We start from the raw sequence: 17,602 nt of genomic DNA, 5'->3' as shown, positions 1-17,602 counted from the left end.
CAGATTAACTAAGTTATATGCATAATAGGAAAAGCCCTCAGGTTTTTACGTTGGTCCCAAACAATCGACCGTATGCTGAAAAACGTCAAAAAGGGATATTAAAAAAGCTCCAGCATTTGCTGAAGCTTTTTCGTGACTCCTATAGGATTCAAACCTATAACCTTTTGATCCGTAGTCAAATGCTCTATTCAGTTGAGCTAAGGAGCCATTAAAGAAATTTGTGATCGCGACAGGATTCAAACCTGTAACCGGCTGATCCGTAGTCAGCTACTCTATTCAGTTGAGCTACGCGACCATTGTTTTTAACTTTAACGGGTGCAAAGATACGCTCTTTTTCCGAATTTACAAGGGTTTTGGTTACTTTTTTGCTAAATATTATTCCACAAAACGAGAATTAAACAATTGCCATCCAAGCGTCAAACCAAAATTCCATTCCCTACTCGGTGAGCTATAATGATTTACGTATGCACTTATAGCCCCAAACGGTAATGTACAAACCACCGATAGTTCACCCATATATTCAAACCGGGAAAATGCTTTTCCATAATATGCTTTGTTAAGCGAATTGCGTCTTATTGGAAATATGGGCATGAATCCATAAACCTCACTGCGAACCTGAAACATATCATTAATCGTGTAGATCGGTTTTACACCCAAAGCCACAAACTGATTGGCACGAAAAGCCTCATTATAAGAGTATCTGCTATGCGATGTCGGTGTAAACTCGCCTGCCTGCAATAGTGTGGCCGTATAGTTCTCAGAAAAGTTTTTTGATGAATAAAATGCCTCGATATAGCTTCCTAAAACAAAATGAGGCAATATTTTATGGTATTCTTCTCTCTTATAAGATATTTGCAACCACGTTTGGTCTTTCTTAAACTTATTGACTCCGGTAGAATCTTTTCCGGAACGAAACCGTTCTTTTCCTTTATATATCTGGGCTACCAGGGCTTCCGAACGTCCTTTTGTCGCATATTCTTTAGAATTGAACGTACTTCCGCCAAAATAAATAGAACCACCATACAAAAAGTAAGAACTCTTATCAAAACGTCTGGTTTCATTAAAATCAATCACATTGCTCTGGGCATACTGATCCTCAACGTTTGCCACTCCAAACCCAAACTCCGCTTTCTTCTTTGACAAGAAAGGCAGAGCCACTTTCAACTTGGCAAAACGTTCTTTCTTTTTCGTAAAAGCCGGTTTATCATTATTTGAAAAGAGCTTATCTTTTTTAAAATAGTCGAAAGTAGAAATAGAAGCTATAAATTTGTAAGAGGTCGGAATATTTGTCGGAAAATCAATCCGCGCAGAAAGCTGAAGATTATTATATACCTTACCTATCTGCCCGTCAAAGATAAATTCCTTCGAATAATAATTCAAATCTTGATAAGACACTCCAAAGTACATCTGATTCGAAGTTGTAGAAGAGATATTTCCTCCCACACGAATGGAGAAGTTATCTTCCATTTTCACTTTCAAGTTCAGGTCATACGTATCGTCAGACGGATTATAGATAGCATGGGGAATGATTTCTGAAATCACATTATCAGACAATAGCCGGAAATAGGCCATCTTAACGTCCTCAAACGTGAATATTTCATCCGGGTTCTCATGAAATTCTTTCTTTATCGATCTTTGTTGCTGGGAATTAGCTCCAACAATATTTATATTTTTAAAGCGTAGCTCCGGAAGATTACTTTTAAATACCATTCTGCGTAAACGAACATTATCCGCATTCACCCGTCGATGAATCCTACTTTTTATGGAGTCCATCATGCTGATTGTACGATTATAGCCAATATCATGTAACTCCTTAAGACGGTCAAAATCCATAAGATTCACATCATTATACTTGAACGTCAACAAGATACCCAATGAATCCGGCAAAGAATAATCTGTCTTCTGCATAATCATGCTTTCCAACTGACTCACTATATCTTTTTCATTAGGCTTTGTAGGGTTGGAAGAAACAATGCTTCCGATAATGATATCCGGATGAAAATCTTCCCGCATCACATCTGTCGGAAAATTATTATAAATACCTCCGTCATAGGTTAATACACTATCTATTTCAATAGGTTTAAACATTACCGGGAAACTCATGGATGCACGCACTGCATCACCTAAATCTCCTTCACGCATGATGAGTTGCTTCTTATTGTACACATCAGAAGCCACACAGCGAAAAGGCACAAATAAATTATCAAAATCACCTTTACACATTGCCGTGGCAGGGGCAAAAAGTTCCACAAAGGCAAGATTCATTTGAATAGGATTCACAATACTTGTAGGCAAAAGTTGCGGTTTACTATCCTTTAAGTCCTTAAAATTCAAACGAATATTAAAAAACTCCGGCGTAGGAGGATTTTTCTTAAAATAATAGATATACTTTTCTTCTATCTGCCCGGAATACCAACGTTTAAATTCTTCGGATGCTAAAAGTTCCTCCATATCGTCCGGAGAATATCCCATAGCGTAAAGAGAACCGATGATAGCCCCCATGGAAGTACCGGTGATATAATCTATCGGTATATTATTTTCTTCTAAAGCACGGATTAGTCCTATATGGGTCATGCCCTTGGCTCCACCACCACTCAACACAAGCCCTACACTCTGCGAGTAGGTTTGTGGAATCAGTAAAAACACAAAGAACAGAATATATAGCGCTTTTCTTATGAAATCCATGACATTTACTTCTCCATTTCATTTTACACTTCAAATATAGAAATTTGCTTGGAATTAAACCGAATATTGGCAATAAAAAAGAGCATTGCAGGAATAAAAACCTACAATGCTCTTCAACCAACTTTAATATAGTGCTAAAAAAGCAAACTAAATCATCTCAATACTTCTGCGAACAAAATTATTCAACGCTTCACCTTTCAACATATTATTTTGGAGTAAAGCCAGATCCACTAATTGACGTACCACCTTATTCTTTCCGGCATATTCACCCAAAATAGCCTCTTTTTTACTCTTTTGTTCTGCTATTTTCTTTTCGATGTCACTTAATTCATCTTTTTCCGCAACAGGTATTTCATCTGCTTTCTTGCCTTCCTGTTGCTTGTGCAGTTCATCGTGACGGATGTTCAACTGATTCATTTCTTCTTCAATCGGCAACAAAGCAGCAGCACACTCTTTGTCTTCTTCCTCAAGAACTTGTTTTACCAGTTTATGATCTACATTAACAACAAGATTGAACATATCCGGCATTTCTCCGTAAAAACTCATACCGGCCTGTATGCTAGCCATTTCTTTCATACGACGCATATACTCGCTTTGAGTAATCAAGATCGGGCTATTATTTTCACCAAGAGATTGAGCTACAACACTAAATTCAACTTTTTCAATAACAGGTAGTTGACTGCGGAATACAGAAGAAAGCACGTCTTGCTTTCCTGCTTCCAAAGCCGGTTCTTTCTTCACATCGTCTTTCACAATAAGATGTTCGATAATGTCACTGTCTACACGAGTGAAACGCGATTTTTCCCATTTCTGTTCCAACATACTGATCATAGCAACATCAAGTTGACCATCCATCAACAGCACATTATATCCCTTATTCTTTGCAGCTTCTATGTAACCATACTGTCCATCCAACTGATTAGCATACAGATAAATCAAATTTCCATCCTTATCCGTCTGATTATCCTTAATTAAAGTTTTATACTCTTCATAGGTATAATACTTAGAATCAGTATCTTTCAGGAGTGCAAACTTACTTGCTTTATCATAAAAATCTTCTTCAGTCAGCATACCGTAGTTGATGAAGATCTTCACATCATCCCATTTTTCTTCAAACTCTTTACGGTCATTTTTAAAGATTGACTGCAAGCGATCCGAAACCTTCTTAGAAATATAAGAAGAAATCTTTTTCACATTAGAATCACTCTGCAAATAAGAACGGGAAACGTTCAACGGAATATCCGGAGAGTCAATAACGCCATGAAGTAATGTCAAAAAGTCAGGTACTATGCCTTCCACCGAATCAGTCACATACACTTGATTGCAATACAATTGAATTTTATTCTTATGCAAGTCAATGTTGCTCTTTATCTTCGGGAAATAAAGAATACCTGTCAAATGGAACGGATAATCCACGTTCAAGTGTATCCAGAACAAAGGATCATCTGCCATCGGGTAAAGATCATGATAGAATTTCAAATAATTCTCATCTTTCAGTTCATTAGGCTTACGGGTCCATAGAGGATTTGTATCGTTAATTACATTATCTTCGTCTGTCTCAACCTCTTTACCGTCTTTCCATTCCTTCTTTTTGCCAAAAGCCACTGCAACAGGCAAGAAACGACAATATTTCGTCAACAAAGAAGATATACGGTTAGGTTCCAGGAACTCTTTAGATTCCTCATCAATATAAAGGATAATATCCGTACCACGGTCTTCTTTCTTTATATCCTCAAGGGTAAATTCAGGGCTACCGTCACAAGTCCACTTAACAGCTTGAGCACCTTCCTGATAGGATTTTGTAACAATCTCTACTTTGTTGGAAACCATAAAAGCCGAATAGAATCCTAAACCGAAGTGACCGATAATGGCATTCGCATCATTTTTATATTTCTCCAGAAAATCATTCGCACCGGAGAAAGCTATCTGATTGATATACTTGTCTATTTCTTCAGCCGTTAAACCAATACCTCTATCTGAAATAGTAATTGTATCCTTATTTACGCCTACTTTTACCGTCAAATCACCCAACTCACCTTTAAAATCACCGATAGAAGCCAATGTTTTCAGCTTCTGAGTGGCATCTACTGCGTTAGAAACTAATTCACGAAGGAATATTTCATGATCGCTATACAAGAATTTTTTGATGATGGGGAAAATGTTTTCGGTTGTTACCCCAATGTTTCCTTTCTGCATAATACGTTATTTTAAGTTATTACTAATTTCTTGTTTGCAAGAAAAGGGCAAAAAAAATGCCAGACGATGATTCGCCTGACATTTTGACTGATAAAAATATAAAAGAGTTATTTATTATGCTTCTTCTTTAGACTTACGCTCCATACGAATCTCTTGCTTTTCCGCATCCAACTCTACAGAAATCGTATCACCGTCCTGTAATTGAGAACTGATAATGAGTTCCGACAATCCATCTTCCAGATATGTTTGAATCGCCCGTTTCAAAGGACGTGCACCGAACTGCACATCATATCCTTTGCTCGCAATAAAACGCTTTGCATCATCACTTATAACTAGCTTATAACCAATATTTTCAATACGTTTATAAAGTCCGCCAAGTTCTATATCGATAATCTTCGTTATTGCATCCAACGACAACTGATCGAAAGTTATTATTTCATCGACACGATTGATAAATTCCGGTGCGAACGATTTATTCAAAGCTTTTTGAATAACACTTCGCGAGAATTCATTATCGTCCAAACGGTTTTGTGTAGTAAAACCTACACCACGTCCGAAATCTTTCAACTGTCGCGTTCCAACATTGGAAGTCATGATAATAACCGTGTTCTTAAAATCGACCATTCTGCCATAACTGTCAGTCAGCCGACCTTCATCCATCACTTGAAGCAGCAAGTTAAACACATCAGGATGTGCTTTTTCTATTTCATCCAACAACACAATGGAGTAGGGTTTACGACGAACTTTCTCTGTTAATTGGCCACCTTCTTCATAACCAACATATCCCGGAGGTGCTCCGACCAAACGAGAAACAGTAAACTTCTCCATATATTCACTCATATCAATGCGGATTAACGCATCAGACGAACCAAACATATATTTTGCCAATTCCTTAGCCAAATGAGTTTTACCTACACCTGTCGGTCCTAAGAACATGAATGTTCCAATAGGACGATTAGGATCTTTCAAACCTACGCGGCTGCGTTGGATAGCTTTAACCAACTTTTCGATGGCCGTATCTTGCGCTACAACTCTGGAAGTAAGATCTTCCTTCATTTTCATCAACTTAAAGCCTTCCGCCTGTGCCATACGCTGAACGGGAATGCCGGACATCATAGAAACGACCTCTGCAATCTGCTCTTCATCAACCGTTTGACGATTATCTTTGAGTTTTTCTTCCCAGTCACGCTTTTGTTCTTCCAACTGCTCTGCAAGCTCTTTCTCCTTATCACGATAGCTAGCCGCCAACTCGTAATTCTGCAATTTTACAGCCTCATTCTTTTTCTGTTTCATCTCATCGATTAGCTTTTCTTGCTCCTCGATTTCTTTCGGCACACTTATATTAGTAAGGTGTACCCTGGAACCGGCTTCATCCATCGCATCAATCGCCTTATCCGGGAAATTACGATCTGTGATATAACGGTCTGTCAGCTTCACACAAGCCTCTAATGCAGCTTCTGTAAAGTTCACATTATGATGATCCTCATATTTCTCCTTGATATTCTTCAATATCTGAAGTGTTTCCTCTGGAGTAGTCGCTTCTACCATAATTTTTTGGAAACGACGCTCCAAAGCACCGTCTTTCTCGATATTCTTACGATATTCATCAAGCGTAGTAGCACCGATACATTGTATCTCACCGCGTGCCAAAGCCGGTTTCAACATATTGGCAGCATCCATTGAACCTGCCGCAGAACCTGCTCCGACAATCGTATGGATTTCATCAATGAAAAGAATGATGTTCGGATTCTTTTGCAACTCATTCAAGATAGAACGTATACGTTCCTCAAACTGACCACGATATTTCGTACCCGCTACCACAGATGTCATATCCAACGCTACCACCCGCTTGTCAAACAAGATACGGGATACTTTCTTCTGAACAATTCTCAATGCAAGTCCTTCTACGATAGCAGATTTACCCACACCCGGTTCTCCAATCAGAATCGGATTGTTCTTTTTCCGACGACTTAGAATCTGCGCAAGACGTTCTATTTCACGTTCACGACCTACGATAGGATCCAGTTTGCCATCCTCGGCAGCTCTCGTCATATCCGTACCGAAATTGTCTAATACAGGCGTATCATTTGCTGTTTTACGCTGTTGCGTGGACTGTTGCTTCCCGGCTTCGCCCGATGAACGACGGGAAGTCATTTCTTCTTCATCTTCATCATCGTCCTCAGTAAAACCAAGTCCGGAAGTGATATCGGGTTGAAGGCTAAGTTGTTCATACACCTTTTTATACTGTACATCATGTTCTTCCAAAACATCCGCTGCCATATTATTCTTATCCTTAAGAAGTGCAAGCAACACATGTTCCGTATCAACCACAGTATTTTTAAGTAAACGAGCTTCTAAAATACATAATTTCAATATCTTAGATGCTTCATTTGTCAAACTGACATCTTCATCCGCTATTTCAATCGAGAGTGTTCTATGACTAAGTTTTGCTTCAATTTCTCGTTTTATATCTTGCAAATTAATATTCAGTTTATTAAGTATTTCTATCGCTTTACCTTCACCATCACGTATCAGTCCAAGGAGCAAATGCTCTGGTCCGATATAGCCGTTACGTAAGCGTGTCGCTTCTTCCTTGCTATATACGATGATTTCAGATACTTTTTGTGAAAATGGACTATTCATAAATTTGTTTTCCTTCTTCTTTAATATTATTACCCTGCAAATATACGCATTTAGTAAGATGATGCGTACTTTTTTTCTCTATTATTAATAATAACAAAACTCGTGCCATTAGAGTTTTACGTTAATCCGTATACCTTATTATATATTAAGAAATATAAATTATCATATTCCCTCAGCTGGTAACCAAAAATCACTTTCTCAACAAGCTAATGCACACTGAAAGTTTTTGGAAGAATCCTTTCGTATATCACGAAAATGTAGTAATTTAGCGTTGTTTTTTGATAAAGCACAGATGTATAATTAATATTCTTTTTTAAATGCTTGAACAAGATAGAATTATAAAGATCAACATCGAGGAAGAGATGAAGTCCTCGTACATTGATTATTCAATGTCCGTAATTGTAGCGCGTGCACTTCCTGATGTTAGAGATGGTTTTAAACCGGTTCACAGAAGAATCCTTTACGGAATGATGGAACTGGGAAATACGTCAGATAAGCCCTACAAGAAATCAGCCAGAATCGTCGGTGAAGTTTTAGGTAAATACCACCCACACGGTGATTCATCCGTATACGGAGCTTTAGTCAGAATGGCTCAAGATTGGGCTATGCGTTATCCATTAGTGGACGGACAAGGTAACTTTGGTTCAGTAGACGGTGACAGTCCGGCAGCAATGCGTTATACCGAAGCTAGATTGAAAAAGATTGGTGAGGAAATGATGCAAGACCTTTATAAAGAGACTGTTGACTTCCAAAACAACTTCGATGACACATTGCAAGAACCAACCGTAATGCCAACACGTATCCCGAACCTTTTGGTGAATGGTGCATCCGGTATTGCTGTAGGTATGGCAACCAATATGCCAACCCATAATCTATCTGAAGTAATTGATGCTTGTATCGCATACATAGATAATAATGACATCGACATTGAGGGGCTGATGCAATATGTGAAAGCTCCGGACTTCCCGACAGGTGGTTATATATATGGTATAAGCGGAGTTCGCGAAGCATATGAAACAGGTCGAGGAAGAGTAATTATGCGTGCAAAAGCCGAAATAGAAACCGGTAGCACACATGACAAAATCGTCATTACCGAAATTCCTTATAACGTCAATAAAGCTGAATTAATCAAATCTATTGCTGATTTGGCTAATGAAAAGAAAATTGAGGGTATTTCTAATGCCAATGACGAATCAGACCGCGAAGGTATGCGTATCGTAGTGGATATTAAACGTGATGCCAATGCCAACGTAGTACTGAATAAGTTATTTAAAATGACCTCTTTGCAAACATCTTTCGGTGTAAACAATATTGCATTGGTACATGGACGCCCGAAAATGTTGAATTTGAGAGACTTAATCAAATATTTCGTAGAGCATCGCCATGACGTAGTCATTCGTCGTACACAATACGATTTGCGCAAAGCCAAAGAACGTGCACATATTTTGGAAGGCTTGATTATCGCTTCGGACAATATTGATGAAGTGATTCGTATTATCCGCGCAGCCAAAACTCCAAACGATGCTATTGCTGGATTAATGGAACGTTTTAATCTGTCTGAAATACAATCCCGTGCCATCGTAGAAATGCGTTTACGCCAATTAACCGGCTTAGCGCAAGATCAGCTTCATTCTGAATATGATGAAATTATGAAGCAAATTGCCTACTATGAAGAGGTACTTTCCAATGACGAGCTTTGTAAGCAAGTTATCAAAGACGAACTAATCGAAGTTAAAGACAAATATGGTGATGTACGCCGTTCTGAAATCGTTTATTCATCTGAAGAATTTAATCCGGAAGACTTTTATGCGGATGATCAGATGATTCTGACTATTTCTCATATGGGTTATATCAAACGTACACCATTAACCGAATTCCGTGCACAAAACCGTGGTGGGGTAGGTTCTAAAGGCAGTGAAACAAGAGATGAAGACTTTGTAGAACATATCTATCCGGCAACAATGCACAATACAATGATGTTCTTTACTCAAAAGGGTAAATGTTATTGGTTGAAAGTATATGAAATACCGGAGGGTACAAAGAATTCAAAAGGACGCGCTATACAAAATCTATTGAATATTGAGTCTGACGATGCTGTAACAGCATACGTACGTGTTAAGAACCTGACAGACCAAGAATTCATCAACAGCCATTACTTATTGTTCTGTACTAAAAACGGTGTCATTAAGAAAACGTCATTGGAACAGTATTCACGTCCTCGTCAAAATGGTGTAAATGCAATCACGATCCGTGAAGATGATAGTGTAATCGAAGTTCGAATGACCAATGGGGATAATGAGATCATTATCGCTAACCGTAACGGACGGGCAATTCGTTTCCATGAAAGTGCAGTTCGTGTTATGGGACGTACGGCAACAGGTGTAAGAGGTATGACTCTTGACGGAGGAGACGATGAAGTAATCGGAATGGTTTGTATTAAAGATCCAACCGAAACGATTATGGTTGTTTCAGAAGAAGGATACGGAAAACGTTCTGATATTGAAGACTATCGTAAGACCAATCGTGGCGGTAAGGGAGTCAAGACGCTGAATATCACAGATAAAACAGGTAAATTGGTAGCTATCAAATCGGTAACCGATGAAAATGATCTGATGATTATCAATAAATCCGGAATCACTATCCGTTTGAAAGTAGCTGATGTACGTATCATGGGACGTGCAACCCAAGGTGTTAGATTAATTAACCTTGAAAAACGTAATGATCAAATCGGCTCTGTATGCAAAGTTACCTCAGAAGAAGATGAAACAATAATCGAAGCAGAAGAATCTGATAGTAACGAAATATCATCATCTACCAATCAACCGGAAGAAGCAAATGAATAATAGAGAGAGAAAAAAAGTTTAATATTTAATCAAACAACTATCAATCATGAAAAGAGTATTATTTTCAATGGTGCTATTAATGACAGTTGGCTTTACTTTTGCACAAGTTAAAAACGTAAAGGAAGCTAAAAGTCTGATAGAAGAAACCAAACCGGATTTTCAAAAAGCACAGGAATTAATAGGAGAAGCGTTGACTAATCCTGAGACAAAAGATGATGCCAACACTTGGAATGTAGCAGGTCTTATTCAGAAAAGGTACACTGAAAAAGAGAATGAAAAAGCTTATTTAAGACAGCCTTTCGACACGAATGGTGTCTATAATAGCTTTTACAATATGTTTGAGTATTTCTTGAAATGCGACCAATTGGAACAGATTCCTAATGAAAAAGGAAAAATTAAGTTCAAATACAGAAAAGCTAATGCTGCTACAATGTTGATGGAACGTCCTAATCTTATCAATGGTGGTATCAATGCATTTAACAAAGATGATAACCAGGAAGCGCTTAAGTTTTTTGGCATGTATGTTGATGTAGCAAAAGCCCCGATGATGGAAAAAGAAGACCTGATCAATAAAGATACTCTTATCAGTCAAATCGCATATTATGCAGCACTTGCAGCTGCTAAAGCAGAAGATTACGACAATGTAATTAAATATGCTCCAATGGGAGTGGACGATAAAGAATATGGTAAATACTCCATGGAATTCCTTGCAACTGCCTATAAAGCAAAAGGAGATACAGCTCAATGGATTGTAACATTAAAAGATGGTATCCAAAAATACCCCGATTATTCTTTCTTTTTTGGTCATCTAATTGATTATTACAGCAATTCAGAGAAATTCGATGAAGCAATGACTTTTGCTGATAATATGATAGCAAAAGATCCAAACAATCCTTTTTTCTTATATGTAAAAGGCTACTTATATCAAAATATGAAGGATTATGATAACGCTATTTCTTTCTACAAAAGAACAATAGAAGCAGATCCTACATATGCAGAAGCTTATTCTAACTTAGGTTTGATTTACTGTCAACAAGGTTTGGATTATACTGATAAAGTAACAACGGATTTCAATGATCCTAAATATGCAGAGGAACAAGCTAAAATTAAAAAGTTCTATGAAGATGCTAGACCATATTATGAAAAAGCAAGAGAACTTAAACCAGATCAAAGAGATTTATGGTTGAATGGACTTTATACGATTTACTATAAGTTGAATCTTGGTGCAGAATTTGAAGCCATTGAAAAGCTCATGCAATAATAAAGATATATTTCTATATAAAAAAAGAGTTCTATTTTTTAATAGAACTCTTTTTTTATATATAGGTAGGATAGTATAGAAATATTTAGTTTAGTTATTAAACATAATCCTAATTATATCTCAATTATTACTACGACATTTTCAATCACTTTATCACCAGCAAAGGTGTATCAGTATGAAATATCATCTTACGAGCAATACTCGGATTAAATAATCTGGCAAAAATATTTCTCCGGTAGCTTGTGATACTTATCACATCAATATTTTTCTCTGAGATATACTTATCAAAGTTACTCAAAATGTTATCTTCCATAACAACATCATAGAATATCTTCAGATCTGGATATTGTTTCTGAAAATAATCTTTGATACCTGCTAATTTTATTTCATTCCAAGTATCCTTTACTTCTGCTAAGTGTATAAATGATACGGAAAAATCAAAAGGTTTAAATGCATTCATCAGATTATCAAAAGCAATTAAATCCCTCTGATCGAAATTTGTAACAAAAGCTATTTTCTTAACTGATTTAAAAGAACTAAATGGTGTTTTCTCCGGAATAGCCAATACTGACGTATGACTTCTATCGATAATCTCGGCTGTTACACTTCCTATTAAATCAATATCTTTCTGATCCTTTCCTCTTGTTCCCATTATAGTTATAATAGGACTATTGTCTTTAGAGTATCTCAGAATCTCCTCTTCCGGTATACCTTCACGAAGTAAACAGGTATATTTCACATCAGGAAACTCTCCTATCTTGACTTTTTCCTTAATCTTATCAGACAAAATATTTAGTTCTTTATGAACAATTTGAATCATATCTTTCATTGACTCCTCTTCTGCAATCTGATTCTGATAGTTAAAAACATCACCATACGGCAATGAGGATGCATAAATAGGGCTAAAATAAGCATGCAACAAGACTACTTCTGCACCAAACTCTTTTGCGAAATTAAATCCTAACTCACACGCTTTCAATGAATAATCAGAAAAATCAACCGGAACTAATACTTTCCTTCTTTTTTCTTTATCAGCTTCATTGTCTTTACTTTTAGATATATCCGACAACCATTCTGAACTTTCTACAATCTTTAAAGCACGTGGTAAATCACTCTCTTTTATTCTCAACCTTACACCTGAAGAAACAATCGGCTGTATCAAATTCACATTATGAATATACGACTCAATATCCTCATTTTTAAGGATATGCTGCAATATCTGGGCTTTAGAATATGTGAGAATAGCTAATGTTACTAATTTATCTTCCATAATGATTATTTATTATTTAGAAGAAACAAAAAATCCCAATTGAATGTTTTCAACCGGGATTTTGATTTTATCTTTTATGATAGAACAGGTTCCTCTGTAGCTTGCTCCTGATGATTTATATTCAATTCTCTTAATATCTTTAAAGCCCGATCAAGTACTGTGGTATCATCTAGCATTACTAACCCGCCATCAGGACCGGGCTCAAGATGTATTCCAACACTTTTTCCTTCTTTAAAATTGTATCCTCCAAAAAAATTGCGAACTGTATCTACACTTAAACCGAGCTCATCCGCTATTCTATGCATGCTACCTGTCGGCAATGAATCCTTTATTTTACGGAGTTCATTGAAAGTTATTGTTCTGTTCATGATATAGTAAATTTATTGGTTAATACTAGTGATTTTTATCACGCTGTAAACTTAATCAAAAAAACAAATAAAAGCAACTTTTTGATGATATTTTTAGAAAATTGAAGCTTCTTTTCAAATCACCTATATGAATTAAAAAGAAGACAAATATTCCACGGATATCCATCAAAACATTTACTAATAATATATCAGAACAGGGCTTTGACTATGATGAAAAAATAACTTAAATATAAAACAGTTAATATGGGTTTTACATCAGAAATAGTATACTTATTATTCTGATGCGCAATAACATGAGAATATTCTCTACTAAATATTTTTTTATTCAGAAAACGATATAAATAATAAACCAACACTCCGATAAGGCAACCAAGGACTGTACCACACAAGATATCACCTGGGAAATGTACCCCCAAATATATTCTTGAATAACAATTCAATGCAGCCCAAATAATCAAAGCAAAAGTAAACCCTTTCCGTCTAATAAGCAATGAAACAAAAGTAATAACCCCAAATGAATTGGCTGCATGACCTGACAAGAATCCATATTTACCGCTCCGATAGCCATTTACTACATCAACTAAACCCATAATTTCCGGATCATGCGTTGGCCGGAAACGATGAAAGAATGGTTTAAAAAATCCTGATGATATACGGTCGGCCAATAAAATAACCAATCCAACCATACAGACAATTAATAGAGCTTCTTTCCATTTATTGTTTTTAATGATTACATACAACAATGAAGCTGCCAATGGGACCCAGATCAACCGACCTGTATATGTCCACATAAAATTATCCCAAAAGATCGAATCACTTCCGTTTAGAGCCAATAAAACCTGTTTATCAAACCCTATAATTTGTTGTATGTCTATCATCTATATTAAATTACTTCAATAGCATCGGCCGGAACCCAACCAACATTCCCGTCTTCCAAACGAATTTCTTTCCATTCCTTCATGGAATTATCTTTTATACTTACTTTATGTCCCTCATGAAGAATGAATAAATCTGTTCCTCCTTTATTTGGAGTGCTTTTTACTGTTATACTTGGAGAAATAACGATTGCATTTGCACGATCAGTTAATTCATCCTTTTGTTGATATGCAAAAATGTTTGTCACAACAACAACCAAGAAAAATAAGATAGCCGTAGCAAAACCTATTTTCTTAAATACTATTTGCTTGCCAAAGATAAAAATTATCAAGGAAAAAATAAAGAGAATAAAAGAAGTAATAGCCCACCTACCCCAACTATCCGCTCCCATTGTATTCATGAGCGATTTTGTCCAGGTAACAAAAAACATTTCACTTACCGGATTCACTTTATCTACCGTCTTACTCCTTGCCATTTCCAAGTTAAAACGAATATCATTATCCCCCGGTTTTAGCAATAAAGCACGTTCATAATTCAAAATGGCCTTTGCAATATTATCTGATTTATAATAGCTGTTTCCTAAATTATAATAGACATCTGCCGATTCACCTTTTTCTTTCAACAAATCTTCATAATGCTGAATAGCGGAAGCATAATCATTACGTATATACGCACTATCCGCCTCTCCTTTAGTTAAATCATTATTCATGGCAGCAGCAAGTGCTTTCACCTCTGAACCGGTAACAGTATCTACTGCCACAGAATCATTCTGTGCTGACACCGTAGTCCAACTTATAATACTAAAAACTATGAATAATACTTTTTTCATTTCGTATAGTATCTAATATTTAATGCTTTATTGAATTTTCCATTTTACTGATAACATCTACAGCTGACGAATATACCTTATCCATTGCCGCATTCTCATCTCCCGGAGCATACCGAGCAAACTCACATTGATTAAGCGCATCAATAAATTCTTTTATAAGCTCTTCATTCACACCATATTTTGTCAACTCATATTCAATATTATCCTTCGATAACTGCGATACGGGAATATTCAATTTATCACTGATATAACCCCACATAGCTTTCAGAACTTCATCATAAAATTCACCTTTCTTATTCTCCGCCAGAAGCTTACCGGCCAATTTCATACGTTTAGTAGCTACCTTATTCGCTTTCTTTGTTCGAACTTTAGCCACATTAGCATTCTCAATTGCCTTCTTTCTATAAACGATTACAAAAACTATAAATAAACAGAACGGAATCAGATACCATAGATAATATGACAATGAACCGACAAAAAAATCACCTTTCTTCTTAAATACTGTATCACCGGTCTTTATATAACGAATATCTTTGCCTAATACCTTTAAATCCTCCTTATTTGTAAAATCAGCAATCATTTGGTCTGCATTACCTGCTCCTTTCTCTACTTTAATCTGATAATCCTCTGTCTTTAAAGTCTTATAAGATTTTGTCTTCAGATCAAAATAAGAGAATTCCACTGCAGGAATTGTATAATCGCCCGGATGTCTTGGTATTGCAAGATATTCAATCACTTTATTACCGGATAATCCATTCTTGGTCAAAGTAAATTTATTGTCTACCTTAGGATCATAAACCTCGAAATCTTTCGGGAATCCAACTTCCGGCGTATTAATCAACTTCATATTTCCAACTCCGGAAATAACTAATTTAACAGTCAATGCATCGTTGGTTTTCAACTCTTTAGTACTGATGGAAGAACTGATAGAGAACTCTCCTACTGCTCCCGTAAATGAAGCAGGCTTACCTGCCGGAAGCGGATTTACGTTTATTGTCAACTTAGGAGTAACAAGTTTCTTCTTGACCTCTACATAGTTTGAACCGCCATTAAAAAAAGCATCAAACGGATCGGAAGAATGTACAGCCTTCGCAACAACAGCGTCAAATTCAGCCGACGGAATCTCTAAAGTTCCGGATTGTTGCGGAAACAGCACATATTGGTTCAAAGTCACCGTTTTATAATTCCTTCCGTTATAATGCTCCAAAGAGAAAGTCTTATTACGTGGCAAATCAACTTCTTGCGAATGGAAACCTTTAAAATCAGGAGCTTTTGCAAAACCACACTGAGTAAGATTTGTCAATGTATATACTTTATAAGTAACCAGAAATGCTTCCTGCTCATAAACTGTCGTTTTACTTGCCGTAGCTAAAACAAACAATTCAGCATTCGATACCCCGGTAGAAGATGATTGAGTACGTGATGAAGAAGTATTTCCTCCATTATCAATACCATTTGCTTTATCAGGAGGTAAAACTTTTATAGTCAATGAATTGGATAATGCAGCCTTTCCATCTGCAACAACACTTGCTCCTGATATTTTATAAGTTCCCTCCTGCCCTGCCATCAATATATACGTAAATGTAATCGAACTACTCGACGACATTTTCCCATTAATGATCTGAGTACTACTCTGTGAAGAACGTGTCGGCCCCATCAATACATCGAAACCTTTCATTGCCGGTGCACGAAACTCTCTTACATTCTGTGTATTAATCGTATATGTAAGTCTGAATTGTTCACCACTTACTACTGCATCGGGAGCAGAGGCAGTGAAACTCACTTCATCTGCATAGACATTCAAACCTGTTATTAATAATGTAAATAAGAAAATCAGCTTTCTCATAGCTATCTTTTTATTTTATAATCATCCAAATTACTATTACCAATCCTTATCCAGTTTTCTACTCTGAACTTGTTGTTGCTGTCTCTTTACTTTTTCTTGCGTCTGCTTTTCGTCTTGCATTGCTGCATTCAACAGTTGTTGAGCATTTTCCTTAGACATTTCATTATCTTTCTGTTGATCCGGTTTAGGAGGTTGCTGCTGCTGATCTTGTTTCTGTTCATCCTGCTTCTGCTGCTCCTGTTCTTTCTTTTCCTGATCTTTTTTATCCTGGTCTTTCTTATCCTGATCCTGCTTGTCTTGATTATCCTTATTATCTTGGTTCTGCTGATTCTGTTGCTGATCTTTCAGCAATTTCTGCGCCAAAGCCAGATTATAACGGGTTTCATCGTCCTTCGGATTATTTCTCAAAGACTGTTTATATGCCTCAATACATTGAGGATACTGTTTCTGATTTTGAAGCAACACCCCCATATTATGATATACCTGTGCAAGTTTTGTTTTATTCTTTTCAATTCTTGCAGCAGCTTCATACTCCTCCATCGCATCTTTAAATTTCTGCTGTTGAGACAGTGTATTCCCTAAATTATATAATGCTTCGGTAGATTTAGGATTCGCTTCCAATGCTTTCCTATAGTCTACTTCTGCTTTTACAAACAAGCTATCATTATACAATTTATTCCCGCTACGCAGGTATGATCGTTCGTTCTTCTGTGCAAAAGTAACATTTACCAACAAAAGAAATACAAGAAAAGTAATATATTTTAAGTACGACATATGCATTTTAC

The 17,602-nt window shown here is 36.6% G+C and carries 11 protein-coding genes and 2 tRNA genes; 2 read left to right on the top strand and 11 right to left on the bottom strand.

Going from position 1 to position 17,602, the window contains the following annotated elements:
- Nucleotides 1-133 precede the first annotated feature (133 nt).
- The 5 genes from DXB63_RS13435 to DXB63_RS13415 all read right to left on the bottom strand — a co-directional run bounded on the left by DXB63_RS13435 (nt 134) and on the right by DXB63_RS13415 (nt 7,524).
- Nucleotides 134-207 (bottom strand) — tRNA-Arg (locus DXB63_RS13435).
- Nucleotides 208-221: 14 nt separating this feature from the next.
- Nucleotides 222-295 (bottom strand) — tRNA-Arg (locus DXB63_RS13430).
- An 80-nt stretch (nt 296-375) separates the two neighbouring features.
- Nucleotides 376-2,676 carry a patatin-like phospholipase family protein gene (locus DXB63_RS13425; RefSeq protein ID WP_369869625.1) on the bottom strand — a complete coding sequence of 767 codons (2,301 nt, stop codon included), beginning with the start codon at nt 2,674-2,676 and terminating at the stop codon, nt 376-378.
- Between the two features lie 156 nt (nt 2,677-2,832).
- Entirely contained in the window at nt 2,833-4,881 is a 2,049-nt protein-coding gene (gene htpG / locus DXB63_RS13420; RefSeq protein WP_122126925.1) for a molecular chaperone HtpG, read from the bottom strand.
- A 114-nt stretch (nt 4,882-4,995) separates the two neighbouring features.
- Complete coding sequence (locus tag DXB63_RS13415) at nt 4,996-7,524, bottom strand: ATP-dependent Clp protease ATP-binding subunit (RefSeq protein WP_122126924.1); 2,529 nt, start codon at nt 7,522-7,524, stop codon at nt 4,996-4,998.
- A gap of 317 nt (nt 7,525-7,841) precedes the next feature.
- On the opposite strand from DXB63_RS13415, the gene gyrA reads away from it, so the two are divergent.
- Together gyrA and DXB63_RS13405 are read left to right on the top strand one after the other, a co-directional pair.
- Complete coding sequence (gene gyrA, locus DXB63_RS13410; protein WP_122126923.1) at nt 7,842-10,367, top strand: DNA gyrase subunit A; 2,526 nt, start codon at nt 7,842-7,844, stop codon at nt 10,365-10,367.
- Nucleotides 10,368-10,413: 46 nt separating this feature from the next.
- Nucleotides 10,414-11,628, top strand: coding sequence for a tetratricopeptide repeat protein (locus tag DXB63_RS13405; RefSeq protein WP_122126922.1), 1,215 nt, complete (start codon nt 10,414-10,416; stop codon nt 11,626-11,628).
- A 145-nt stretch (nt 11,629-11,773) separates the two neighbouring features.
- Here DXB63_RS13405 and DXB63_RS13400 read toward each other — a convergent pair whose 3' ends face one another.
- The 6 genes from DXB63_RS13400 to DXB63_RS13375 form a co-directional block, all read right to left on the bottom strand.
- Nucleotides 11,774-12,898 carry a universal stress protein gene (locus tag DXB63_RS13400; protein WP_122126921.1) on the bottom strand — a complete coding sequence of 375 codons (1,125 nt, stop codon included), beginning with the start codon at nt 12,896-12,898 and terminating at the stop codon, nt 11,774-11,776.
- Between the two features lie 74 nt (nt 12,899-12,972).
- A complete protein-coding gene (locus DXB63_RS13395) occupies nt 12,973-13,266 on the bottom strand; it encodes a DNA-binding protein (protein ID WP_122126920.1) in 294 nt (97 codons plus the stop codon).
- Between the two features lie 188 nt (nt 13,267-13,454).
- The gene (locus DXB63_RS13390) at nt 13,455-14,141 is read right to left on the bottom strand and encodes a phosphatase PAP2 family protein (protein WP_122126930.1); all 687 of its coding nucleotides are present in this window, start codon (nt 14,139-14,141) and stop codon (nt 13,455-13,457) included.
- An 8-nt stretch (nt 14,142-14,149) separates the two neighbouring features.
- On the bottom strand, nt 14,150-14,971 hold the full coding sequence (locus DXB63_RS13385) for a tetratricopeptide repeat protein (protein ID WP_122126919.1): 822 nt from the start codon (nt 14,969-14,971) through the stop codon (nt 14,150-14,152).
- Between the two features lie 19 nt (nt 14,972-14,990).
- On the bottom strand, nt 14,991-16,817 hold the full coding sequence (locus tag DXB63_RS13380; protein WP_122126918.1) for a BatD family protein: 1,827 nt from the start codon (nt 16,815-16,817) through the stop codon (nt 14,991-14,993).
- A 36-nt stretch (nt 16,818-16,853) separates the two neighbouring features.
- The gene (locus DXB63_RS13375) at nt 16,854-17,591 is read right to left on the bottom strand and encodes a tetratricopeptide repeat protein (RefSeq protein WP_178301036.1); all 738 of its coding nucleotides are present in this window, start codon (nt 17,589-17,591) and stop codon (nt 16,854-16,856) included.
- Nucleotides 17,592-17,602: the final 11 nt, after the last annotated feature.

The sequence above is a fragment of the Bacteroides sp. OM05-12 genome, from assembly GCF_003438995.1.
In the GTDB taxonomy this organism is placed as follows: Bacteria; Bacteroidota; Bacteroidia; order Bacteroidales; family Bacteroidaceae; genus Bacteroides.
The sequence above is the reverse complement of the archived record's forward strand: the minus strand, read 5'-3'. Positions and strand labels throughout refer to the sequence as shown.

Bases quoted from the DNA above. Each gene is read 5' to 3' on its own strand.
- DXB63_RS13405 (WP_122126922.1), top strand. From the start codon at position 10,414: ATGAAAAGAGTATTATTTTCAATGGTGCTATTAATGACAGTTGGCTTT.
- DXB63_RS13400 (WP_122126921.1), bottom strand. From the start codon at position 12,898: ATGGAAGATAAATTAGTAACATTAGCTATTCTCACATATTCTAAAGCC.
- gyrA (WP_122126923.1), top strand. From the start codon at position 7,842: ATGCTTGAACAAGATAGAATTATAAAGATCAACATCGAGGAAGAGATG.
- DXB63_RS13380 (WP_122126918.1), bottom strand. From the start codon at position 16,817: ATGAGAAAGCTGATTTTCTTATTTACATTATTAATAACAGGTTTGAAT.
- DXB63_RS13415 (WP_122126924.1), bottom strand. From the start codon at position 7,524: ATGAATAGTCCATTTTCACAAAAAGTATCTGAAATCATCGTATATAGC.
- DXB63_RS13385 (WP_122126919.1), bottom strand. From the start codon at position 14,971: ATGAAAAAAGTATTATTCATAGTTTTTAGTATTATAAGTTGGACTACG.
- DXB63_RS13375 (WP_178301036.1), bottom strand. From the start codon at position 17,591: ATGTCGTACTTAAAATATATTACTTTTCTTGTATTTCTTTTGTTGGTA.
- htpG (WP_122126925.1), bottom strand. From the start codon at position 4,881: ATGCAGAAAGGAAACATTGGGGTAACAACCGAAAACATTTTCCCCATC.
- DXB63_RS13395 (WP_122126920.1), bottom strand. From the start codon at position 13,266: ATGAACAGAACAATAACTTTCAATGAACTCCGTAAAATAAAGGATTCA.